Source organism: Chthoniobacter sp., from assembly GCF_040003245.1.
Lineage (GTDB): Bacteria > Verrucomicrobiota > Verrucomicrobiia > Chthoniobacterales > Chthoniobacteraceae > Chthoniobacter.
Genome location: NZ_JBDUCX010000051.1, coordinates 1 through 23,901 on the forward strand (window position 1 = coordinate 1; position 23,901 = coordinate 23,901).

At 62.7% G+C, this 23,901-nt stretch carries 20 protein-coding genes; 7 read left to right on the forward strand and 13 right to left on the reverse strand.

Annotated features, from left to right (window positions below):
- From ABJF10_RS09130 to ABJF10_RS09140, 3 genes are all read right to left on the reverse strand, one after another.
- A partial coding sequence (locus ABJF10_RS09130; RefSeq protein ID WP_348544243.1) for a glycosyltransferase family 2 protein occupies positions 1-677 on the reverse strand: 677 nt, incomplete at its 3' end.
- 42 nt (positions 678-719) lie between these two features.
- A complete protein-coding gene (locus ABJF10_RS09135; protein ID WP_348544244.1) occupies positions 720-2,453 on the reverse strand; it encodes a glycosyltransferase family 39 protein in 1,734 nt (577 codons plus the stop codon).
- Complete coding sequence (locus ABJF10_RS09140) at positions 2,450-3,103, reverse strand: phosphatase PAP2 family protein (RefSeq protein WP_348544245.1); 654 nt, start codon at positions 3,101-3,103, stop codon at positions 2,450-2,452. The genes ABJF10_RS09135 and ABJF10_RS09140 overlap by 4 nt, the downstream gene beginning before the upstream one ends.
- A gap of 33 nt (positions 3,104-3,136) precedes the next feature.
- Between ABJF10_RS09140 and ABJF10_RS09145 the strand changes: the two genes are divergently transcribed.
- A complete protein-coding gene (locus tag ABJF10_RS09145; protein WP_348544246.1) occupies positions 3,137-3,826 on the forward strand; it encodes an outer membrane lipoprotein-sorting protein in 690 nt (229 codons plus the stop codon).
- Between the two features lie 351 nt (positions 3,827-4,177).
- On the opposite strand, the gene ABJF10_RS09150 is transcribed toward ABJF10_RS09145, so the two are convergent.
- The 5 genes from ABJF10_RS09150 to ABJF10_RS09170 form a co-directional block, all read right to left on the reverse strand.
- The gene (locus tag ABJF10_RS09150; RefSeq protein WP_348544247.1) at positions 4,178-5,293 is read right to left on the reverse strand and encodes an Lrp/AsnC family transcriptional regulator; all 1,116 of its coding nucleotides are present in this window, start codon (positions 5,291-5,293) and stop codon (positions 4,178-4,180) included.
- An 87-nt stretch (positions 5,294-5,380) separates the two neighbouring features.
- Positions 5,381-6,715 (reverse strand): CCA tRNA nucleotidyltransferase, encoded by a 1,335-nt coding sequence (locus ABJF10_RS09155; RefSeq protein WP_348544248.1) that lies wholly within the window; start codon positions 6,713-6,715, stop codon positions 5,381-5,383.
- 99 nt (positions 6,716-6,814) lie between these two features.
- Positions 6,815-7,183: a hypothetical protein gene (locus ABJF10_RS09160; RefSeq protein ID WP_348544249.1), complete on the reverse strand. Its 369-nt coding sequence runs from the start codon at positions 7,181-7,183 to the stop codon at positions 6,815-6,817.
- 9 nt (positions 7,184-7,192) lie between these two features.
- Positions 7,193-7,552, reverse strand: coding sequence for a hypothetical protein (locus ABJF10_RS09165; RefSeq protein WP_348544250.1), 360 nt, complete (start codon positions 7,550-7,552; stop codon positions 7,193-7,195).
- Between the two features lie 49 nt (positions 7,553-7,601).
- Complete coding sequence (locus tag ABJF10_RS09170; protein WP_348544251.1) at positions 7,602-8,648, reverse strand: LacI family DNA-binding transcriptional regulator; 1,047 nt, start codon at positions 8,646-8,648, stop codon at positions 7,602-7,604.
- Between the two features lie 658 nt (positions 8,649-9,306).
- On the opposite strand from ABJF10_RS09170, the gene ABJF10_RS09175 reads away from it, so the two are divergent.
- Positions 9,307-10,332 (forward strand): hypothetical protein, encoded by a 1,026-nt coding sequence (locus ABJF10_RS09175; RefSeq protein WP_348544252.1) that lies wholly within the window; start codon positions 9,307-9,309, stop codon positions 10,330-10,332.
- A gap of 255 nt (positions 10,333-10,587) precedes the next feature.
- On the opposite strand, the gene ABJF10_RS09180 is transcribed toward ABJF10_RS09175, so the two are convergent.
- From ABJF10_RS09180 to ABJF10_RS09200, 5 genes are all read right to left on the reverse strand, one after another.
- Complete coding sequence (locus ABJF10_RS09180) at positions 10,588-13,197, reverse strand: heme-binding protein (protein WP_348544253.1); 2,610 nt, start codon at positions 13,195-13,197, stop codon at positions 10,588-10,590.
- Positions 13,198-13,333: 136 nt separating this feature from the next.
- Positions 13,334-15,229, reverse strand: a complete 1,896-nt coding sequence (locus ABJF10_RS09185) for a hypothetical protein (protein ID WP_348544254.1) — start codon at positions 15,227-15,229, stop codon at positions 13,334-13,336.
- A 5-nt stretch (positions 15,230-15,234) separates the two neighbouring features.
- A complete protein-coding gene (locus ABJF10_RS09190) occupies positions 15,235-15,627 on the reverse strand; it encodes a hypothetical protein (RefSeq protein ID WP_348544255.1) in 393 nt (130 codons plus the stop codon).
- A gap of 132 nt (positions 15,628-15,759) precedes the next feature.
- Positions 15,760-16,968, reverse strand: coding sequence for a signal peptidase I (lepB, locus tag ABJF10_RS09195; protein WP_348544256.1), 1,209 nt, complete (start codon positions 16,966-16,968; stop codon positions 15,760-15,762).
- Between the two features lie 74 nt (positions 16,969-17,042).
- A complete protein-coding gene (locus ABJF10_RS09200; RefSeq protein ID WP_348544257.1) occupies positions 17,043-17,228 on the reverse strand; it encodes a hypothetical protein in 186 nt (61 codons plus the stop codon).
- Between the two features lie 158 nt (positions 17,229-17,386).
- Here ABJF10_RS09200 and ABJF10_RS09205 point away from each other — a divergent pair, with 158 nt between their 5' ends.
- The 5 genes from ABJF10_RS09205 to ABJF10_RS09225 all read left to right on the forward strand — a co-directional run bounded on the left by ABJF10_RS09205 (position 17,387) and on the right by ABJF10_RS09225 (position 23,896).
- Positions 17,387-18,193, forward strand: a complete 807-nt coding sequence (locus ABJF10_RS09205; protein WP_348544258.1) for a platelet-activating factor acetylhydrolase IB subunit — start codon at positions 17,387-17,389, stop codon at positions 18,191-18,193.
- A gap of 54 nt (positions 18,194-18,247) precedes the next feature.
- On the forward strand, positions 18,248-20,407 hold the full coding sequence (locus ABJF10_RS09210; RefSeq protein ID WP_348544259.1) for a PQQ-binding-like beta-propeller repeat protein: 2,160 nt from the start codon (positions 18,248-18,250) through the stop codon (positions 20,405-20,407).
- A gap of 63 nt (positions 20,408-20,470) precedes the next feature.
- Entirely contained in the window at positions 20,471-20,872 is a 402-nt protein-coding gene (locus ABJF10_RS09215) for a GntR family transcriptional regulator (RefSeq protein ID WP_348544260.1), read from the forward strand.
- Between the two features lie 13 nt (positions 20,873-20,885).
- Positions 20,886-21,815 (forward strand): ABC transporter ATP-binding protein, encoded by a 930-nt coding sequence (locus ABJF10_RS09220; protein WP_348544261.1) that lies wholly within the window; start codon positions 20,886-20,888, stop codon positions 21,813-21,815.
- The gene (locus ABJF10_RS09225; protein WP_348544262.1) at positions 21,812-23,896 is read left to right on the forward strand and encodes a hypothetical protein; all 2,085 of its coding nucleotides are present in this window, start codon (positions 21,812-21,814) and stop codon (positions 23,894-23,896) included. Before ABJF10_RS09220 ends, ABJF10_RS09225 begins: the two co-directional genes overlap by 4 nt.
- Positions 23,897-23,901: the final 5 nt, after the last annotated feature.

Sequence of the window (23,901 nt, forward strand, 5' to 3'; positions counted from 1 at the left end):
CGGATCTGGAATTGTCGCGAAAGCAGCCATTTGACCGCGAACATGTCGCAGGTGGCCTTCCAGGCGCGGTTGCCGAAGCCGTATTTGCTCACCCCGGCGGTGCGCGGGCGATGGTGGGTGGGGACTTCGGAGATCTTGTAGCCCATGCCCTTGATCAGCGCCGGAATGAAGCGGTGCATGCCGTAAAAGGGCACGAGGGCCTCGCGGCATTCGCGGCGCATGGCCTTGAGCGTGCAGCCGGTGTCGCGCACGCCATCCCCGGTGAACCGGCTGCGCACCGCATTGGCGATGCGGCTCTGGATGCGCTTGAAGGTGGTGTCCTTGCGATTCGCGCGATAGCCACAGACGAGGTCCGCGCCTTCGGCAATACCGGCGAGGAGCTTGGGGATGTCGGCGGGATCGTTCTGCCGGTCGCCGTCGAGGAGTACGATCACGTCGCCGCGCGCGGCTTGGATGCCGACATACATGGCGGCGCTTTGGCCGGTATTCTTGGCGAATTCGATGACTCGCACTTCCGGACGGCGCTCGATCCGGGCAAGGGTCTGATCCGACGAGCAATCGTCCACGAGGATGATCTCGTGATCGATCCCCGCGAGCGCGGCGGCGAGTTCTTTTTCCAGTTCGGCGATGTTATCCTCCTCATTGTAGAGCGGGATGACGACGGAGACAGCGGGCATGGGACGGTCAGGATGCAGGATCGAGAAGGCAGTGCCAAGAGCTTACAACTCCTGCAGGTGATAGCCCGTGCAGGCGAAGACCCGGATCTGGCGTAGCGAGGTGCCGCGCCGCAGGACGTTGAAGCAGGCGATCATCTCACTGTGGGCAAAGGTGCGCTCAAAGACGTCCGGTGGCCGGGATTCGTCGTCCCGGTCGGTGATGTAGAGCGCCGTCCGCCCGACGAAGGGGCTGTAGCCAAAGGATTCCGTGTAATAATCGTCGATCCCGAGTTCCGGGGCGGCGGCCTTGAGCGCGTGGAGAAACTTCAGGCGGACTTCGTCGCTGGGGATGGCGCCGGACGCGGTGGGCATGGCTTCGAGCGCCGCGGCGAGCTCGGCACGGACCGCCGGATCGAGATTGCTGCCCGGGCGCAGCTTTTCGCGCGCGGCATCGGTGTAGTCGATCAGCCCGTCGTAGCGCGGCCAGAAGTAGAACTGGTTTTCCGGCCAGGCGGATTCCGGCACATAGACCGGCGGAAAACCCTCCATCTCGGGGCGCGGGTGCGGCAGATAGAAGCCGATGCTGGCCGCGGTGCCGTATTTGTTGGCGATGAGGAAGACCTTCTCCCCGTGCTCGGCCTCGTAGGCGTCGCGAATTTCTTCGATCTTCTCCGCCGTCGTGCGCCAGCCGCGCAGCCGCGCACTGGGGTCGGCATCGTGGGAAAGAGGAAATCCGGCGCGCCGAATCAGGTCCATGTCGAGCCCCACTACGGTCATGATCCCGCCGAGGGCGAGCCCGGCGACCGCGTAAATGCGCGCCCACCTTTTCTCTTTGGCCAGTTCCAGCCAGAAGACCACCGTGAGGATCGCCAGGGAAAGCGTCGCCGGCGCGGTCCAGTTGGGCTCGCCGGCGCGTTTGAACGACAGCGTGAAATACATGACGAAGAGCGGCAGCGTGAAAGCCATGAGGAACCGCGGCTTGAAATGCGCGCGCGACTTCTTCCATGCCCAGACCAGGGCGGCGAGCATGGCGCCGAAGATGAGCGGGGAATACACGCCCAGGTGCATCCCGAGAAATTCGAGGAACTCCAGCGGATTGAAGCGCGGCCCGCTATCGAGCCCGCCCCGGGCCTTCAAATGCAGCAGGGTGATCCAGGCGTGCTGGGAGTTCCAGACGATCACCGGCGCGGTGAAAAGCGCGAACACGCCCAGCATGGCGTAAAAGCCCGGCCGCCATAATTCGCCGCGATATTTCGGGGTGAGCGCCAGCAGGAGCAGGATCGAGAGGAGCTGCATCGCGTTGGTGTATTTCGCGAGAAAACCGAGGCCAATCAGCACGCCCGTGACGAGCCACCAGGCGCTGAAGCCCGGGCTCTTTTCCAAGGCCAGCCAGAAAGTGTAGAGCGCGGCCATCCAGAAAAACATCGAGAGCGGGTCGATGGTCATGAGCAGTGCACCGGCTTCGTAGATCGGGGCAAAGCTCAACATCAGCACCGTCCAGATGGCGACCGTTTCTCCGTAGAGCCGGCGGGCGAAAAAGAACATGAGCAGGCTCGTGCCGAGCGCCAGCAAGGGACTGAGCACGCGGACACCGAAGGCGCCGTCGCCGAAAATGTGAGTACTCAGCCACAGCGCCAGCGCGATACCGGGCCCCTTGCTGAAGTAGCTCAGGTCGAGATGTTGCGACCACTGCAGGTAGTAAGTCTCATCGGAAATGAGCTCGAGCTGCGTGATGTAGACGAGCCGGAAGACCGTGAGTGCGCCGAGAAAAAGAAAGAGCAGCCGGCGTGGGTTCATGAATGGAGGAGGCTCGGGTGCGACACGTGCAGCGCGGGTGTGACCCGGCCGCCCCACTTTTGCCAGAGCCATTCCAGCGCGCAGAGCAGGAGGAGGGTCGCGCCGAGGCCGAGAAAGATCGAGGCGAGGACATCACTCGGCCAATGCGAGCCGGTGTAGATCCGCGAATAAGAGACGGCCAGCGCCGGGAGAAAAGCGAGCCAGCCGCGGCGCCGGTAAAAGCAAGCCGTCAGCAGGGCGACCGAGATGGTATTCACAGTATGGGAAGAGGGAAACGAGCGGCCGTCGATCCCTTCGAGATCGGGCGCGGCCTCGGAGAGCTTGATTTTCAAGGGTCGGGCGATGGCAAGGATGCGCGGAGTGGCTTTGCCGAGGTCCACCTGGCGCACGCCGTCGATGCTCTGGTGGGGCCGTGGCCGGCTCACGAGGTGTTTGAGTCCTTTCGAGATCACGCCGTCGTTGATGCCCACGATGAGGCCTGCACAGAGGACGAACGCCCGCGCATGAAATCCCCCGCGCCAGAAGAGTAGCGCGATGAGCACCACCATGAACGGGATCCACGCCGGGAAGCTCGAGAGCAGGGCCATGAGGCGATCCAACAGGGGATCCGTCCACTGCCGGTTGATGAGAAAAAGGAGCTTTTGGTCCATGCGGGAATCGCTGAGCCTTGCGAAGGTATGGGCATGAAGTCACACATCGCAATTCTTTTGGCGGCGCTCGGGTTGTTCAACGGGCCGTTGCGCGCCGAAGACGCGCCCGATCCGCATGCGATCTTGAAGACCGTGCGCGTCGCGCAGTCCGCGCAAAATCGGGCGCTGAAGGGCGAGATTCGCACCGGCGGCAAGAGCCTGCCGTTCCGCCTCATCTGCGCGAGCGGCACGATTCGCTACGAATTCACCGATCCGGCGCAGGTCATCCAATTGCGACTGGGCGAAAAAGAAGCGCGGCTCGAGGAGATCACCGATGGCAAGGCGGCCAAGGTCTCGCCGCGGCGCTTCGACGATCGGGTGCGCGAAACCGATATCAGCTACGAAGACCTTTCGCTGTGCTTCCTCTACTGGCCCACGGCTACCGTGCAAGGCGAGCAGACCATGCTCCTGCAAAAGTGCTGGATCGTGCGGGTGGAACCGGGAGAGCGCGGCGACACGCAATACAGCAAGGTCGATCTCTGGATCAGCAAGAAGACGGGGGCGATGATGCAGGCGGAGGCTTTCGATAAGGCGGGGAAGTTGTCGCGCCGGTTCAAGGTCATCAGCGGGCAATCGCTGGGGGATGGTTTGTGGATCTTGAAGGAGATGCGAATCGAGTCTTTCGGCGGGCATTCGCAGGATCGCACGCCGACCTATCTCGATATCGATAAGCCGGAGAACTAAGCGGCCGGGCTCACGTATTCGGCGGCCTCGAAAAAAATCTCGCACCTTAAATCGGCTTAACTGGGCTTAAGGCACCTTAAATCCGCGGCCCGTTTCTCCGCGGCGCCGGCGGCCTTCGCCCGCGGGGTAGCGTTTTTAAGTTACGGTTGGATGGTGCGCGGCTCGGGTGCGATCGGGCCGTCGCCAGGGTCAGGGGGTCGTCGGATTTCATGTCCGCTATCCTGGCATAACCCGGCGGAAAATGTGCATGGCTCCATTGGTTCCATTGGCTCCATTGCGGAAAATTGACTATTTCCGCCGCAAAACACGCATTTCGGAGCCGGATTGCCCGGCGCCTGAGGACGCGTCCCTTTAGGCAGAGGCTGTCTCTGGCGTCCGCATTTTATCCAGCCACTCGCGGTGAAGCTTGGGCGAAATCTCGCTGGGCTTGATCTCGCTGCGGCCGCCCCAAAAGACGTTCGTATAGGTCACGGGGATGCCGATGCTGGCCAGGTGGGCATCGATGGCCGCCTTGTGGGCGAAGACGCGATCCTTCTCGGTGCCGTGGCACACGGCCATGATGTTGACGTTGTTGAATTCCGGGCCGCCTTCGCGCCAGTAGCAGTGTGTGAGGATGTCGTGTCGACCGACTTCGCCGCCGGCTTCGAGCTCACGGCCCACCGGCACGCGCCAGTGGAAGAGGGCGTTGAAACGGGTGACGCGCTGGCCGGTGGCGGACGGTTTCACGTGCTCGAGGAAGGTGGAGAAGCGACCGATGACCTGACAGCTGTTGAGGTCTTCGGCGACGCGACAGAAAGTATCGAGATCGACCCCGGCTTCGGCAGCGCGGGTTGCCCACAAGCCGACGCGCACTTCGTCGAGCGTCAACTCGCGCTTGAGGGCGAGGAGCACGTCCCACTCGAGATCGGTGAGATTGACCACGCCCACCTTGATCATTTTGGCGGGCGCTTCGGCCTTGTCGCCGGGTTCGATCGTCTTGCGCCGGACGTGGCCGACGCCGAGCGCGAAAATGCCCTTGGCTGGCATGAGCTTGTAATGCGTCGCGCCCGTATGGCGCATGAGCACTTCGCAATGATCGGCCATCGACGTGCCGACCGGTGTCTTGAGCGTGGTCCACAGGCGGTATTCGCTGCCGGTGGTCGCGGTGTCGGTGGAGCGCACCACGACATGCCCGCTGAATGGGTCCTGCTGGAACATGAAGTCGAAGGCGCCGTTCAGTTTCTCTTCCGAGACCTTCCAGGCGACGAGCGCGCCTTCGGCCAGATTGCTGGCCACGAGCGTCTGCCGGATGCGGCGGATGGTGCCGGCGGCGAGCATCGTCTTGAGCCGCTCGAGCACGGTCTCCAGCGGCACACCGCTGCGCTCGGCGATGGCGACGAAAGGTTCACGGACAAAGCCCTGAATCTTGTCCTCGGAAACGGCGAGGATCTGGGCGTTGAGGGGGTCGTTGTGTTCGATGGCGGACATGGAGGTGGTGTTCTTAGCCCACCTGCGAGGCGGGCGCTACTTAGGAATTGGCGGTTTCGAACCCTTCTTTGTTCTTTCGACCGGCCTTCATTTGGGCTCCTTTAGCCAGTCGCTCTTGATCCACTCCAGAGCGGCCTCCGGCGTGGTGAGCGTGCCTTCCAACTGGCGCGACTGCACGGCCTCGAGGATTTCGGTGAAGCGCGGCCCGGGCCGCAGCCCCAGCGCGATGAGATCGCGGCCGGTGATGAGGGGCGGGGGAATCAGGGGTTCGCTGGCGAATTCCGTGCGCTTGGTGTTGAGATACTCGTAGTTGTCGAGCAGGCCGTGGCTGCTTGTGCAGTCGACCCGGTGCAGCTCCAATTCGTCCTCGATGTGCGGCCGCGCGAGGAAGCGCTTGAGCTTCGCCACGCGCATTTGTTGCACGTCCTTGAAGACCATGTGATTGGCCACGGCCTCGACCGTGGCGTCGATCTCGGCGCGAGAAAAGCGCAGGCGGCTCATGAGCACCACGGTCATCTCCGCGCCGAGCTTGTCGTGGCCGCTGAAGCGGATGCGGCCGTCTGGGTCGACGGAGAAAGTCCCCGGCTTGCCGATATCGTGGAACAGCACCGATAGAACCAGCGGCACCGAGACTTGGGCCGGGAGCAGGCCGAGCATGATGCGCGTGTGCACGAAGACATCGCCCTCGGGATGAAACTGCGGCGGTTGTTCGCAGCCCTTGAGCGCCTCGACTTCCGGGAGCGTAGCCGCCAGCAGGCCGCTTTCATCCAGCAGATCGAAGCCGCGCACCCGTCGTGGCGAGAGGAAGATCTTCACCAACTCCTCTCGAATCCGCTCGGCGCTGACTTCATTGATGTGTTGCGCATTCTCGCAGACCGCGCGCCAGGTGGCGCCTTCGAGATCGAAGCCCAGCGTGGTGCCGAAGCGCACGGCGCGGAGCAGGCGCAGCCGGTCCTCACGGAAGCGATCGTAGGGATTGCCGATGGCGCGCAGCAGTTTCTTCGCGAGATCCTGCTGGCCGCCGACGTAGTCGATGAGCCGGTCGGCGATGGGATCGAAGAAGAGGCCATTGATGGTGAAGTCGCGCCGGGCCGCATCCTCCTCGGGCGTGGCGAAGCTGACCGATTCCGGGCGGCGCCCGTCGAGGTACTGGCCATCGTTGCGAAAGGTGGCGACCTGAAATTCGAAACTGCCGTCCATGACCACGATCACGCCGAAGTGCGCGCCCACGGCCACGGTGCGGCGAAAGAGCTTCTGCACCTGCTCCGGGTGGGCGCTGGTGGCGATATCGAAGTCGTGCGGCTGTTCCCCCATCAACTGGTCGCGCACGCAGCCGCCGGCGTAGTACGCGATGTGACCGGCCTCCTGCAGTTTCTGCACGATGCCACGAGCGGACTTGGCGAGGGAAGTGAGGGCGGACACGGCGGTGAATCTAACTGTGAAAGAGCACAAGAAAAACGAAAAGCCCGGCGCGATGGCCGGGCTTTTGGTTTTGCCTTGCGGCTGGAAGCGGGTGGCTCGTTATTTGGCCGGTTCGGGGGCCGGGGCCGAAGAACCTTCGGGAGCGTTTTGCTGGATATTGTATTTCCCGACGATCGCCTTGGCGTCGTCATCCGTCTTGGCCAGGAGCAGGAGATCCAGGACCAAGGCCTGCAGCTTCTGCTGGATGTCAGCGGATTGCTTCACCAGCGTCTGACGCTTTTGATAGGCGTCGGTGAGTTGGGTCTTGCCATCCCGCAGGCTGGTGCGCGCCTTGAAGACGTTGACCGTCTGCGCGACCATCACGACGGCGATCGCCGCGGAAAGAAGCGCGAAGGGAAGAAGAATGGAGATGCCGTTCGAGCCGGAGGCCGCGGGCGGATTGAAATTGTAATCGGGTTCGGTGCTCATGGGGTGAAATTAGGGTTGGAGGCGGCCGGGTTCGGAGGCGGGAGCGGGAGCGGGGGCTTTAGCTGCGGGGGTGGCCGAGCCGGGTGCCGGCGTCGCCATGTTCACCGTGTAGCCATTCTTGGCCAGCAACTGCTTCATCTTCTCGTTCTTGGTCGAGGCAACGGCCATGTCGCGCAGCAACTCCGGGCCGACCTTCTGGCTGATCGCCTGACCCTTGTTGATCTCTTCCTGCTGCTTCTGGAGCTCGACCTGCTGGGCCTGCACCTCGTTCTGGAGAGTTTGATTGGAACTGCCGACCGCGAACAGCACGATGCTCAAAACGAGCGCCAGCGCGGCGGCGGCAACCGAAATGTAATAGTAGATTTTCATGAGGGGGCGCACTTCTCGTGCAAGACCGTGGGGGTCGTCAAGCGTTTGATTAAACTTTTTGCAACTTTCTGGCCGGACCGGTGGACGCCCGGGAAATCAGGCGCACGGGCAGCAGTTCCTTGCGTGCGGCGTCGACGACTGCGGTGTTCACGAGGCGATCGATCTCGCGGATGCCTTGGGCGGCCATTTCCTCCGCGGGCAAATGCACCGTCGTCAACGGCGGATACACCGTCTGGCTCCCGGGATCGTCCGAGCAACCGACGATACTCAAATCCCCCGGCACCTGGAGGCCGCGGCTTTGGGCCAGGGAAAGAACGCCCAGCGCGGCCCGGTCGCTCATGGCAAAGATGGCGGTGGGTGCAGGTTGGCGCGTCAAGAATTCCTCCAGTGCCAGCCGCCCCGCCTGCTCGGAGAGATCGCCGTAGACGATGTGCTGGGTTTCGATCGGCAGGCCGAATTTTTCACAAGCCACGCTGACGCCGTGATTCAGCTCGAGGGTCTTGGGATGCGTGGAACCGAACGCGCTGGAGATGATCCCCAAATGCTGGTGGCCAAGCTGGACCAGGTGCTCGATGGCGAGGATGGCCGCCTGGGTGTAATCCGGCACGAAACTCACCACGCCCGGCAACGGGGTATCGTAGCCGAGGGAAACGACCGGCAGCCCGCGCCGGTAAAGCGCCTCCAGCAACGAGGGATTGGGCGCGCCATGGACGAGAAACTTGGAATAGGTGCCGACGCGGATGGGGTGCGGCAACGTGCCCGCGGCAGAATAATCCTGAGTCTCGTCGTAGTAAGCGAGGCCAAGCGGATGCGAAATATCCGGCACCGCTGTCATGGCCGACGCCACAAGTCGATGCACGAAGGGATCGTGCAACCCGCCTTCGATCGCGGTGGAGAGCAGCAGGCAGAAATCGCCGAGTTCCGGATACATGCGGACCACCGCCCGCAGGTCATTCGGGATGTAGCCCATTTCGCGACAAACCTTGAAGACGCGTTCGCGGGTCTTTTCGCTCACGCGGATGCCGTAGTCCCGGTCGTTCAAAAGCGACGAAATGGCTCCTTGCGATACGCCGGCAGCCTTCGCGATTTGCGCCATAGTGATGGTCTTCTGCAGGTCCGACAATTGTCGGGGCGCCCTGCTAGCTCCGCGGTCCGAGTCATCCGAGCGGGGCGAGCCCGCCTCGTTGGGCAAATTCATTTGCGAAAAAGAAGTAGTGTCCGGAATGGAATTCACAAGTGCAAAAACCCGGGAAGGTGAAACTACGTAGGTCTTATGTTCGGCCCGTGTTCAGATAGGCGAACGGAGGTGGAGAGAATGGGTGACATCCGGTGGTGATTTTATTATGAAACCGCGGTATCGACGGAAAGGTGCGGAAATTTTATCAGGCACGATCAGGCACGATTCACCGCGATTGAATACGATTGAGTGGCCTGAATCCAGTGTGCTGGTGGCATTTCTACGGTCGGAACTACCCGGAACTACCCCGAGATTCAGAGACGGATACCAGACTTTCGCCGCTGCATCCGTAGAAACCTCCGCGAGCGGAGCGGCGGAATGCACCGGCGTCATTAAGCTGATAAATTCACGTGGCATAGGCGAATTACACTCCTCTTCCCGAAGAACCTCCAAGCCGTCTCCATACAGAGAACATCCATGGCTTGCAGCATAGCATGTGTGTCAAGGGGGGTGCCCACCTCTCCAGAAGGCAAGCTTGATCTTGGCTGGCGGCCCATTTTCGTCTCACTATCCGGGCATGAGACTTGGTTTCGTTCGCCGCATCGTGGGTTTGGTTCTGGGCTTGGGATGGCTTGGCGTGGGCGCTGTCGTGGCCAAAGATCAGGCGGGCAAATCCACGGCTACAGGCGAGATCGTGATCGCCATCCGCTACTTGCAAGCGCAGGGCACGAGTCACGCGCATCTCTATCTTTATGCGGAAGACGGGAGATTCCTGCGGCAATTGACGCAGGACGACAAGGGGCAGGATCGCTCGCCGGTTTTTGCGCCGGATGGAACGGTGATCGTTTTCACGCGGGAACTATCCGAGACCGTACAGGAAATCTGGAGTGTGGAGCCGCGGAGCGCGAAGACGAAGAAGCTCGTGGCGGCGCCGGAGTGGTATTCGACGGAGCGCCCATCGCCCTTCTTCACCAATATGGAGCCGAAGAACTGGCCCGACGGAAGAATGCTGCCCGGCAATCCTACGCAAGTGGGAGAACCTCAAACCGGTTATAAGTCGCCGGATGGTTCGGTCGAGTTGGTGCTCACAGAGTTAAAAAACGACGAGGATGGAGTGGACGGTCCGGGACACGGCGCTGCCTATCTCCTGCGGGATCTGAAGTCCGGGAAGGAAACCAAATTGGGCACGGTGGAAGGCTTCGAAGGATTGTACGAACTGTTGCACGCTTCGAATGATCCCGAGCGCTTCTATTATTTCGACGGCCCGCTGCGCCTGGCGTTTTTCGGGCTGCACTTGAACAGCATGGATGGCGATACCTGTTACGTGCTGGATTTGAACAAGACGAAGCTGGTGCGACTGACGGACAATTGGGCAGCGCCGTTTCCGTTGCCGGGCGATGGAGCTTTCCTGACGATCACCTACGCGCGGTATCTGCCGATTCCGAACAGCGCGAAGACGGCGAATTGTTCGTTCATCGAGCGTTGGGATTCGGAGTTCAAGAAGATCCGCTACGGGAAGGAAGGCACGGCGCCGATCTGCTATGGCGCGTCGATTTATCGGCCCGGGAAGACGCCCGCAGTGGTGACGACGACGGTGGATTGAGCAGGAAAAATCGCGTTCGCCGGGAAGCCGATTGAGGCTTGACGTGGGTGAAAGATTCCATTTATCCTCCCGGTCAGACCCTTCCTTTCTGACCGGGAGGATAGATTTTTTAATCGGGTATGTGATTGTTGATGGGTGAGGACGAGGAAGAGACCAGAGTGTGATCAAAGTCTCTGTGATCAGAAACCTTGAGCTTGCGCCGATGTGTTTCGGAATGGCTCCGTTCCGATTCGGGATCCGCCTGGCAGAACGCTCTTAATGCGGCGCAAATACCGGACTCTTCGGGTCGCCGCCACTCAGGACATAGGCGGCGAGATCGAGGATTTCATCCTTGCTCAAGATATTGAGCAGGCCGGGAGGCATGAGGGAAACCTTGGAGGGTTCGATGCTCTTGACTTGCTTGCGGTCGACCCGCTCCTGCTGATTCGGCTGAGTTGGATCGGTGTTCAAGCTCACGAAATCGGAATTGAGATTCACGATCATGCCGATGTGCTGTGCGCCATCGAGCATGGTGATGACGGTGGGGACGAACTGCTCGTTGATCTCCTTGCTGGGGTTGATGACGTTGTCCAGCAGGTCGCGTGCGTTGTAACGGCCGCCGGCCTGGGTGAGGTCGGGGCCGGTCATGCCGCCCTCGTTGCCAAAACGATGGCAGGCGAAACAGCCGACGGCGGCGAACATCTTGTGGCCGGTATCGAAGTTGCGGCCCTTGAGCTCGGCGGGTGGATTGAGCTGTTCGAGCGTCCAGGGGGTGACGGTTGTGTGGCCGGCGAGGGCGGTGGCCGCGGCTTCGAGGGGCGATTTCAGGACGGGCTTTTTGGCGAGCACGGCGGCGAGCTCGGTCTTTTCGCTGTCGCTCAAGCTGGCCACGGCGTCGTTGCGGATGAATTCGATGAACTTCTCGAAGCTCGCGCCGCCGCGATAGTTCGCGGCCTTGAGGAACCACTCGAAATAGGCGGTGTGCAGCGGCGTGGTCCAGCCGGTCTTGAGCATGCGCAGCGAACGCGCGTATTCCATCTGCTCCTCCTGCGTGGGCGCTTTCTCGAGCAGGGGGACCGCCTTGGCGGCGACGTTGGGTGACTGGAGATAGACCAGCGCCTCGCAGAGGAGCCGGTTGAGTTCGTAGGTCGGCGCGGGGAAGAGCGGATCGAATTTTGCGAGGAGCGACTTCACCGTGGCGTCGTCGGGACGATCGAAGCGGACGAGCGCAATCTGCAGCGTGCGCACGAGGCAGATGCGCTGTTCGTTGTTCAGCGTGGCCCAGTCGAATTTCTCCAGCGCGGCGAGGAGCCTGGCGCGCAGGGCGGTGTCGATCGGCGAATCCGTGGGCTTGCGATGCAACGGATCGATGCCGCCGCAGCGGGCGAGCGCGAGCAGCGCCTCGACTTGTTTGGCCGGGTCAGTCTCGCCCAGCGCCTTTTCGGCCCAGGTGTTGACCGGCTGCTGCTCGATGGCGGTGCGCGCGGCCCAGCGGATGAAACGGTCGCTGTCGCCCAGCTTCGGCCACGCGGCGGCCAGGGCGCCGGTATCCTCGTGATGATAGGCTTCGAGTTCATGCCGCGCCGTGCGCGCCGCTTCGCCGGCGGTGGGCGCCGGCGCCGGTGCGGTGCTCTCACTGCCGGTGTAGGTCACACGATACAGGCCGCTCTGCACCTTGCGTCCACCGATGGTAAAATACATCGCGCCATCGCCAGGATTGATGACCGCGTCGGTCATGGGCAGGGGGCTGCCGTTGAGGAAATCCTCCTTCGTCGCCGTGAAGCTCGCGCCTTGCGGCTGGAGATGCACGGCGTAGAGCCGGCCCCAGCTCCAGTCGAGGCAGAAGAGCGCGTTCTGGTATTTGGCCGGGAATTTCGCGCCGTAGCCGAAGACCATGCCGGTGGGCGAACCGGGGCCGATGTTCAGCACCGGCGGGAGGTTGTCGGAATACCATTCGGCCCATTTGCCGGCGCCGTTGCGCCAGCCAAATTCCGCGCCGCTCACACAATGGCAGATGCGCGTGGGCCGGTACCACGGCGTATTGAAGTCGTACTCCATGTCGGCGTCGTAGGTGAAGAGCTCACCGGATTTATCGAAGGCGCCGTCGTAGATATTGCGGAAGCCGCTGGACCAGACCTCCCAGTCTTTGCCGTCGGCGGAGATCTTGTAAATGATGCCGCCGGGGGCGAGCACGTCGCGCATGAAACCGCGGCCATCGGGCATGCGCGGCAGGAGGTGGTCCTCGCCCCAGTGGAGCGGCACGCGCGAGCGGTTGAACTCCGTGGGCGTGGTGCCATCGCCGGTGATGAGGAAGACGGACTTGCCGTCCGGTCCAGGCAACACGGCGTGGATGCCGTGGTCGCCGCGGCCCTTCATGGCGCGGAGTTTTTCGACAGTGTCGAGCTGGTCGTCGTGGTGGCTGGAGGTGATGCGGTAGAGGCCGCCGTTCTCCGCATTTTCGTAGTCGTTTACGCCTACCCAGAGCGCATCGAAGGCCCAGAGCAAGCCATTGGCGGCTTTGATCGGGGCGGGGATGTGCTCGATGGTGGAGGGGTCGAGCGGCTGGCCCGGGGCCGGCGGGGCGAACCGGTAGAGAGAGCCGTACTGGTCGCTCACGATGAGACGACCCTTGTTATCCACGCACATGGCGACCCAGGAACCTTGTTCGGCGATCGGCACCGAGTAGAGCAGCTCGACCTTGAAGTCTTTCATCGCCTTGATCCGCTCGGGCGGGGTGGCTTTGTTCTGATTGATCGATTTTCCCGCGTCGGGATCGTTGGAAGCCTTGCGCGGGCGGGCCTGGGGTGTGGCGGGAGCCTGGGCTTGGGCGAGGCTGGCGAGACCCAGGGCGGTAAAAAGGACGAGGAAGGTAGCGGGGGTTTTCATCAGGAGAATGGCAAGTGGAGGAAAAACGGCTGGCGCCGACGAGTGAGCAAATCGCGAGACGGGCAAAACCTTGGGCGGCATGATCCGCCGCTGCGCTCCGCTGGGAGTGACGCGCGATGGGGTTTCCGCTGCGCCCCTAGCTATCCGGAACGATCTTCTTCACCAGCCGGGTGACGCCGTCGCCGGCGAAATCGCTCGCGGGATAGATCTTCCGGGCTTTCAGATAGTAAGCGAGGCTGGAGCCGACCTGGTCGCGCTTTTCCATGTCCTGCGCGTCTTGCAGCGTGCGGACGAAATCGGCGGCGTGCGGGGTGAGGTCCGCGCGGGTCTTGCTCAACTTGTTGTCCTCGGGGAATTGCTGGGCGATCTTTTCCACGCTTTCCCAAGCGCCGGGATAGTTGTTCTGCCGCACCATTTCATCGGCGCGCATCAAGGCGCCCTCGATGGTCTTCATGTTTTCCATCACTTCCTTGAGCTTGGCCGCTTTGTCCGGGTAGAAGGCGAGCGCGCCCATGAAGCGCGGGCTTTCCTCGTAGATCTGCCGGTAGTTTTTCTGGCTCAAGAGCTGTTCGAAATCGATGACCGCCTTTTGCTGCACATCGCCCTGGATGAAGATTTTCTTGGAGAGCTCGGCAAGCGCGGGATTGCGCGGCCAGAGTTCCGTGGCGGCGGTGAGTTCCGCCTCGAGAGTCGCATTGTCGCCCTTGAGCGCGGCCTTGCGGGCCTTGGCCAGGTGCATGTCGGAAACCTGTTTCGAAGTGCCGATGATGCCCATGGGCTTGGAGTTGTCGAAGTCCTTGGCGATCTTGCCGAGGTCATTCACGAGCTGCTCGGCCATCGTGTAATCCTTCACGTCGATGGCGGAGATGAGCTGGTTCGTCTTGTGGGTGAACTCCAGGGCCTGGCGTTTCTTGTCGCGCGTGAGAGTGCGAATCTCGGGTACGAATTCGCCCACGGTGAAGGCTTCGGCGAGGCGCTTGGTGGCGCTTTCGAGTTCCTGCTTCTCGAGCAGGAAGTTGTAGGCCTGCACGCCTTCGCGCACGTCGCGCAGCGCTTCGTTGGCCAGCGAATCGATCGTGCCCACGGTGGGCGGCATGCCCGAGCTCTTTTCAAAAAGGTCCTTGGTGTCCTTGCCCACGTTGAGCTTCGTGTCGCCATCGGAGAAGACCGCGCGATAGAAGCGCGTGGCCATGAGCACGTGCTGGAAGCGGCGCTGGAGGAAGAATTGCAGGATGAGGGCCTGGAACTCGACCTTGGCTTGGATCGAGTTGAGCTCGCGCTTCACCGAGTTGGCCTTGATCTGCGCCTCGATCTCCGCGATGCGCTTGGTGTGCTCCGTCATGCGCATCGTGTCCTCGAAAGTCTCGGTGGCCGAGGGCGCCTTGGAGCCGCCGCCTTTCTTGCCGCTATTTCCCGAGGAGCCAGCCTCCCGGGCGTTGTCGCCGGCGCTCACGTGCTGCGCGTTCCAGTACTGCTGTGTGCGTTCGCTATCGAGCGCCGCATTGGCGTTGGCGAGACGATTTTGGGCGTTCTGCGCCCGCCACGCGCTATAGACTGCATCGGCCACGGAATCGCAGAGCCGGGCATCGATATCGAAACGCGACCCCTGCGGGAGCAGCCGGAAGGCGGAATCGATATTTTGCACGGTGGCGTTGCCCGGTGCGAGGAGGTTCAGGATCTGCGCGATGACGGCTTGGTACTGCCGGTCGATGGCGGTCGTTTGCTCCGGGGCGTTGAGGTACTTCTCAAAACGGGCCTGGAAAACGCGGTTGTTGTTGACGTTCCAGCTTTTGCCGTCCCAAGTGAGAATCTCGCTGCCGGGATCGAAGGCCGGGACATCCTTGCCGAGGAAGCTGCCGTTCTTCTGTCCGCCACCCGCGGCTCCGCCTTGAGCAGGAGCAGGAGCACCGCCACCCGCGGCGGGGGCGGGCGCCGGGGCCGCATCCGGCACCTGCGCGAATGCCGCGCTCGCCAACAGGAGGGAGGCGCCCCAAGTGATGAGGCCAAGTTTTACCGGGGGGGGCGTTTTCATAATGGTTAGGACTTCTTTACATCCTGTGCCGTCAAAATGCCATGGTCTTCCACTTTGATCAGAAAGAAAAACCGCTGCCCTTTTTCGATGTTCACACTGTTGAAGGACGGCGGCACGAGCACCGGGAGCATATCGCCGTGCACCTCCACGGAAAACAAACGGCCCACGGTGGGCGACCATTGCAACGATTGCCCGACGGTGGCGTCGAGTTTGTAGACGTTGCCGCGGAGGCTGTTGGAGTTTTGCAGGTAGTCAGAGACGGGGAGCGCCGTGTAGGTGCGGTAGGGATCACTCGTCCGGCCGAAAAGGAAATAACCGCCGGCGAGGGCCGCGATGACGAGTGCCGCGGCGATGAGCATCCATGCGGGATGAGCGGAAGAACTAGCGCGACGTGCCATGGAGAGAAAGGCGGAGAGCGGAGGGGGTAAGAGGAAATGCCGGTGGAGAGCTAAGGGTGCGGTGAAGAGGTGTCATGTCTCTTTACAATAGCCTTACAAAATAGTGTGCCGTCCTGGGCGGCCTCGCATCTGTCATTGAATGAAACCCCAGTGCGGGCCGAAGGGCCAGTAAACGAACAAGCCACGGCCCATGATGTTCTGCTGTGGCACCGGACCCCAATCGCGGCTGTCCGAGCTATGATAGCTGTTGTCCCCCATGGCGAAGTAGTGCTTCTCCGGAAGGGTGAAGGGCTCGTCGGCGGCGCGCAGGAGCGGGGCGAGGAAACCCGAGGTGCCGAAGCCGTAGCCTTCGTATCCGTCCTTGGCGGACATGACCCGCTCGAAGGGTAGGCCCTCGGCCGGCTTGCCATTGACGAAGAGCCGCGGGGAATCCACGCGCAATTCATCGCCCGGCAAGCCCACCAGTCGCTTGATGTAGAATTGCGAGGGCGAATCCATATCGACCCGGTTGTGCCATTGGTCGCACAGCCCGGCCAGGAGCGGCCAGTCAAACTGCGTCGGGTCGTTGGGCTCGCTGCTGCCGGAATGCCGGCGGTCGATCGTGGGCAGGTGCTGCGTATTGAAAACGAAGACGTCTCCCCGGTGTGGAGGACGGAATTGATAGGACATCTTGTCGACAAAAACATGGTCGCCGGTATCGATGTAGCCGCGAGCGATCGGTTCGCCCCGGTGAAAGTTGGGGATCGAATCCACGTTAAAAGCCGCGCGCAACGTCGTGAGCGGCGCGTGCGCCCAGTAGGTGTGGCCTCTGCTCGTCTCAATCCGCGTGTAGGTGAAAAAGAAAAGCCAGGAGACTTCCTGCATGTCGGCAATGGACTCGTCGTCCTGCGCCACCACGTTGATCCAGGTCCGCCCGTGGATCAGCGTATCCCACAAGCGGACCACCGCATTCGGCGGCTCCTGCGTCGTCGGGTGGCCGAGGATGCCGTTGAGGGTGGGCTGCATGGAGCCGGTGGGGATCGTGAAAGGCTGGAGAAAGAACGTGCGCACTGCGAGGGCTACGACGATGGCCACGAGAAAGACCTCGCAGTTCTCCCGCCAGGCGGCGTCGTCGACCTTGGGCAAATTCTCCGCGCAGATGACGTTCAAGGCCTTGGCGGCGTTTTCGATCTGCTGGGCATCGCGCGTCTTGCAGCCCGCCTCCAGCGCGGTGATTTCCTTCTCGAATAGCTGCACCGTCTCGGCGTCCCACAGGTCACGTTTGTAATCGAGGACCTTCCGCGCGTCCTTGGCAAACTGGCGCCCATGCTGGACATGCTTGGGTAGGAGAAAAGAGAACATCGGTTGGGGCAGGGAGCGGGAATCCAACCCGAAATAGCCTGCAAAGAAAGCGAAATCTTGCTCGGCCGCGGCGATTACTGGGATGGGGACTGGGACGGGGGCGGGGGCGTCTTTTCGTGATCCATATCACCACCGTAGATCCGCCTATTCGCATCGTGCTCGGGACGCAGCCAGCCGTTGTAATAGAAATTGCGGTCTTCCTCGCTGGTTTCGCAGGCGGAAAGCAAGGCGGCGAGCAGGAGGAGGGCGAAGTATTTCATGGGTGCGGAGGACTCTAGGCCGTTTTTTCACTTCGGAAACTTCTTCTTGCGGATTGTGCCATCCGTCGGGCTGCTGGCGAAGGAAGGGCGCACTTGCTTCCGGTGCGCCCTTCGTCGCAGAGTCCGCGCCTTCCTCGTTCCTCCTGCCCCCACCTCCCATGAAACTCCTCCCCCTCCACGCCCTCCTCGCCACCTCCTTCCTCTTCGCTCCCGCGCTGCGCGCGCAGAGTACGGCTACCGCCCCGGCCAAACCCGCCCCGGCAACTCCGGCGGCCCCGAAGGCGACGCCCTTTCCGCTGCCCGTGCAGCCACCGGATGTGGCCGCCGTGAAATACGACCCAAAGACCGGCCAGCCGAATACCGGGTTTCTCGCTTCCCACGAACGGTATGTCGCCATCGCCAAGGAAGGCAAAACGCAGCTCCTTTTCCTAGGCGATTCCATCACCGCGGGCTGGGCGAGCAAAGGCAAGGACGTGTGGGCGAAAGCGTTCACCCAATGGCAACCGGCGAATTTCGGGATCGGCGGCGATCGCACGCAGCATGTGCTCTGGCGGATTGAGAATGGCGAACTCGACGGCATCAAGCCCAAGGCGGCCGTCCTGATGATCGGCACCAACAACGCTTCCACCGATACCGCCGAGGGCATCGCCAAGGGCGTGACCAGGATCGTCGAGACCATCCGCAAAAAGACGCCCGACACGAAAATCCTCCTGCTCGCGGTCTTCCCGCGCGGTGAAAAAGCCAGCCCGAATCCCTATCGCGACAAGCTCGGCCAGGTCAACGCCATCATCGCCAAGCTCGCGGACGACAAGCACGTCTTCTACCTCGATATCGGCCCGAAATTCCTCCAGCCCGATGGCACGCTGAGCAAGGACATCATGCCCGACTCGCTGCACCCCAACGACGCGGGTTACCAAATCTGGGCCGACGCCATCACGCCGAAGGTCACCGAGTTGATGAAGTGAGTCCGGCTGGGAATTGAGCTTGGCAGAGCACCTCGGGCGAGGCTTCGTGGAGCGGTGAAAATCCTCCTGAACAAGCTTCGCGCGCTGGCGAAGATCTCCGGTATCGTCGGTGCCGGATCGCTCCCCTGCGCCGTCTTTGGCGCCCACCCGAGCGCTACTCCGCCCTCGGCATCATCCGCCGATGCCGACTGGCCGGCTTATCTCGGCAGCAAGTCACGCAGCCTGTACTCACCGCTCCGGCAGATCGATCGCGGCAACGTCGCGCAGCTCAAGGTCGCGTGGACTTATGAAACCGGCGACAAGGGCGAATACCAGGCGAACAATCTCATCGTGGCCGGGGTGCTCTACACGGCGTCGCCCACGCGGAAAGTGATCGCGCTCGACGCGGCCACGGGACGCGAGCTCTGGCAGTGGGACCCGCAATCGGAAAAGGGCGGGGGGCGGAGCCGGCAGCGCGGGCTGGTCTTTTGGCAGAACGAATCGGGCGGCGAGCAGCGCATCTTTACCGCCGCGGGGAATTATCTCTACGCGCTGGATGCCAAGACCGGGCAGGTGATCCGGAGCTTCGCGCAGAATGGCGCGCTCCATCTGGGCACTGGGTTGGACGTGGAAGGCACCCCGGCGGTGGGCCTCAATACGCCCGGGGTGACCTACAAGGATCTGCTCATCATCGGGGGCTTCGGCGGCCCGGGGGCGATGCGCGCCTTCGATGTGCGGACCGGCGAGCGGCGCTGGATTTTCCATCTCATCCCGCGTCCGGGAGAAGTAGGTTACGACACATGGCCGGACGGCGCGTACAAGACCGCGACGGGGCTCATGCCGTGGTGCGGCCAGTCTCTCGATGAGCAACGCGGGATCGTCTACGTCGCCACCAAGACGGCCGAGCCCGACTTCTACGGCGCGGAGCGGCATGGCGCGAATCTCTTCGCCAACTCGTTGGTGGCGCTCGACGCGGCCACCGGGAAGCGGCTTTGGCATTTCCAAATCGTGCACCACGATCTGCTGGACCGGGATCTGCCCTGCCCGCCGGTGCTGCTGACCGTAATGCATGACGGCAAGAAGGTGGATGCGGTCGCGCAAGGTACCAAGCAAGGGCTGCTCTTCGTCTTCGACCGGGTGACGGGCACCCCGCTCTGGCCGATCGAGGAGAAGCCGGAGCCGGCTTCGGAATTGCGCGGCGAACTGGCTTCCCTCACGCAACCGTTTCCCACGAAACCGGCGCCGTTCACGCGGCAGCACATTGGCCTGGAGGACATGTCGAACATTTCACCGGCGGCGCAATTACAGTCGCTGAATCGCATCCAGAGCTCGCCGAATCTCGGGCCGTTTCCGGCACCGAGCATCAAGGAGACGATCATGTTTCCGGGCTTCGATGGCGGCATGGAATGGGGCGGAGGCGCGGCCGATCCCGATGGCGTCTACTACGTGAACGTCAACGAGATGCCGTGGATCTTGCAGATGGTCGAAACGCGCAATGCCGACGGCACCCCGCTGGCGCGTGGCAAGAAGGACTACATGATCAATTGCGCGGCCTGCCACGGGCTGGATTTTGCGGGCAACCTGGCAAGCGGCTTTCCGCCGCTGATCGATGTCGCCAAGCGGAAGACACGCGAGCAGATGGTGCAGGTCACGAAGACGGGCGCCGGGCGCATGCCGGCCTTCGATCGCCTGCCCGAAGCCGAGCGCGAAGCCATTCTGGATTACGTCCTCGGCATCACGCCACCCGCGGCGACGGGACGCACCGATGAAGCGCCCGCGCCCGCATCCACGAAAGCGCGGAAGGATCCCCCGTATGCCTTCGCCGGATTCCGCCGATGGCTGGATCAAGAGGGTTACCCGGCGATCAAGCCGCCATGGGGCACGCTGAACGCGGTGGACCTCAACACGGGCGAGGTCAAATGGAAGGTGCCGCTCGGCGAGTACAAGGCCTTGACCGAGCGTGGCATCGCGCCGACGGGCACCGAGAATTACGGCGGCCCGGTCGTGACTGCGGGCGGCCTGATATTCATCGGCGCCACGGCCGACGAAACGATCCGCGCCTTCGACAAGGACACCGGCGCCATCCTCTGGCAGGCGTCGTTGCCGTTCGGAGGCAATGCCACCCCGAGCACCTATACCGCGAATGGCCGGCAGTACGTCGTCATCTCCTCGGGTGGAGGAAAGTCCGGCCGCCCCTCGGGCGGGAGCATCGTGGCCTTTGCGCTGCCGCAATAAGGCCCGAAAATTATTTAACAGAAATTGTTGACGGGATGAGTGTATTAATGAATTAATACACCTATGCCGCTAGGTTTCATCATCTCCCCAGCCAGCGATGTGCCGATCTTCCGGCAGCTCATGCACCAGATTCAGCGCTCGGTGGCGGGGCGGTCGGTGCAGGTAGGTGAGCAGCTTCCGGCGGTGCGGACGCTGGCGGAGGCGCTGGTCATCAATCCCAATACGGTCGCCCGGGCATACCAGGAGCTGATCCGCGAAGGGTTGCTCGAGAGCCGCTCCGGGCGCGGGGTTTTCGTGGCCGAGCGGCGGCAGGTTTTCTCCGAGGCGGAACAGGAACGGCGGCTGCGGCATCTCGCCGAACAGCTTTGCCACGAAGCCGCGCTGCTGGGCACGCCGTGGAAGGAAGTGAGCGCGCTGCTCGAAAAGACCTGGAAGCAATTGCAAAGCAATCCCGCCACCGCCTGATTTCACTCCCGCCATGAACACCGCTCCCGTCATCGAAATCGATCGCCTCACGAAATTCTACGGCACGCGCGAGATCGTGCGCGATCTCTGCCTCAATGTGCCCGCGGGTTCCATCTACGGCTTTCTCGGACGCAACGGCATGGGCAAAACGACCACCATCCGCATCCTGCTCGGGATGGAAGAGCCCACCCGTGGTCGCACGCGCGTCTTCGGCGAGGATTCGAGCCGCCTCAGCCCCGAGACTCGCGCGCGCATCGGCTACCTGCCGGAAGGGCACCACGTCTACGGCTGGATGACCGTGCGCGAGTGCGGAAAATTTCAGGCCAGCTTCTTTCCGAAATGGAACCAGGACGTCTTCGAGGCGGTCATCACCCACTTCCGGCTCACGCCGAAGATGAAGGCCGGCCACCTCTCCCGCGGCCAGCGCGCGGGGCTGTGCCTCGCTCTCACGCTCGCGCCGGAGCCGGAGTTGCTGGTGCTCGACGATCCCGCCCTCGGCCTCGATCCCGTGGCCCGCCGCAGCCTGCTGCAATCGATGCTCTACGTCACCCGCCAGCCGCATCGCACCATCCTCTTCTCGTCGCACCTGCTCTCCGACGAGGAGCGCGTGGCCGATCGCATCGTGGTGCTCGATGGCGGGGGCGTGCGCGCCGATTGCACGGTCGAGACCTTCCGCCAGCGCCTGCGGCACTATGTCTTGAAATTCCGCGATACGCCGCCCGCGCCGCCACCGGTGCCCGGCCTGCTCGAGAGCTTCCGCACCGATCGCGAGCTGCTCATGACGCTCGTCAACGTCACTCCCGAGGTCGAAGCGCAGCTTGCCGCCCTGCAGCCCGAATCGATGGAGCCGATGGACATGACCCTCGAGGACGCCTTTGTCAGCTACGTCGGCGAACGCGGCGAAAAGACCTTCTTCACTCACCAACGCAACGGCCACCAATGAGAGCGCTCGTCTGGAAGGAATTGCGGGAAAACATCCTGTGGGCGGTGCTGGCCATGCTGGCTCTCGGTGCGGCGCAACTTTACGCCATCCACCACTCGCAAAATGGGATGGATGTCGACACCTACTTCAACGACGGCATCACGCTGTGCAAAAAGCAGTTTCTGCTCGTCACCACCTTCGGTAATGCGGTGGTCGGGCTGGGCCTGGGCTTCCTGCAAGTGCTGCCGGAGCTCAAGCGCGACCGCTGGGCGGCCCTGCTGCACCGGCCCTTGCCGCGCGGGCGGATCTACCTCGGCAAGGCGCTGGCCGGGGTGCTGCTCTACCTCGTCGGCGCGGGCGTGCCGTTTCTGTTTGTCGTCTGGCACGTGGCCACGCCGGGGAATGTCAATGCGCCCTTCATTCCCGCGATGACCCAGCCGGGCCTGGCGGATTTGCTGGTCGGCTTCTGCTACTATTTCGCGGCGCTGACCATCGCCTTGCAGGGCGGCAGTCTCCTGTTGCGCGCGCTGCCTTTCTTCGCCGCCTTTCACGTCTCGGTCTTCGCCCTGCATGAAGGTCTCTTCCGCGTCGCCGTCGAAGCGGGCCTCACCATGGCCCTTGTCCTGGGCGTGGCGGGCTGGGGAGCGATCCACGCGCGCGACACGCTGCGTGGCCGATCATGGGCCGGGCGCATCGCTTTCCTCGTCGTGGTCTTTTACGGGGCCTGTGGGGCGGGCGATTTGCTGAAAATGATCGGGGTGATGGCGGGCAACAAGACCGAAAGCCAGTATGGCAACTGGGAGGTGTTGGCGGATGGGGTGCCGGTGCGCCTCGAATATAAAAACAGTATCGTGGTGTCGGCCCTGGACGTGGATGGCAAGCCGTTTGCCGATCCCAAGTACCGGCCCGACCGGGTGCGCAGTTACACCCTGGGGATGAACACCGCCACCTCCTATATCGGTGATTCGCACGGCTGGAAACGCCAGTCGTACAACACGGCTTATCGCCAATACTACAAGTACCTCTACGCTCTCCAGGCCTACATTTACCCGCGCTACGAGCAGTGGTTTTATCTCCGCGACGATCGGCGTTTTGTCGGCTTTCTCCCGCAGAAAAAGCAGGAGTTTGCGCAACTCGGTGTGGAAGGCTTCGCCCCACCCGGCCGGCCGGTGCAAGGCTTTGCCAGGGACTCCGATAATTCCCAGTCCGGGGGCGATACGCTCTTCGTGACCACGCCGCAGAGCCTGCACGTCGCCCGCTTTTCCCGGCAACAGTTTATCTCCCTTGACCTGCCGGCGCCGGCGCCCATTTACGGGATGTGCCACGCCTGGGCCAACGTGGCCAGCGGCAGCGTCGATTTCAAAGGGATCGCCTTCGGAACCGCGATGACGGTCTACGATGCCAACACGCATGTGGTGGCCACGCTGCCCTACCATCACGACGTGGATCGCTGGGGGAGCATCGGGCTGGGTGTGCTCAAGTCGATGGATCGTTTCGTCCTCCGCTACGATCCGAGCAACTGGATCGACTGGAACACCCGCAAGAACATGCCCAGCTACGTGGATGTGGTGGACGCCACGGGCCAGGTGCTCGCCTCCTACACCCTCGCCCGCATGCCGTCGCACGGGGACGCATCCACCTGGAGCAGTTACCTGGCGGCGCGGGCGCAAAGCCCGGCGTTTTTCTTCGGCGATCTGCTCTACCGGCGCATCGGCGCGGCCTTCGGCTCCGAACGCCTGCGCAATGACCTCAAGGAGAGGCTGGGGCGCGATTTCCCGACGACGAAGCGGGTTTGCATCACCGTCCTCCTCCTGGCGCTGGCGCTCTCGGTAGTCACCTTTTTCTGGGCGCGCCGGGCCCAGCTTTCGGACCGCCGCCAGTGGGCCTGGGCGGCGAGTGTGCTTGTCTTGGGATTGCCAGGCTTTGTGATGTTCTGGCTGGCGGGGGAGCGTCCGCGCACCGTCTCGTGCCCGGCCTGCCGCCGGCCGCGCCACATCGCGGAGGAGAATTGCGCCCATTGCGGAGTCGCCTGGCCGCCACCCGCCGCCGACGGTACCGAGATCATCGAATCGGCCCCGGCGCCTTCCCCGGTCACCGCCTGAACTCA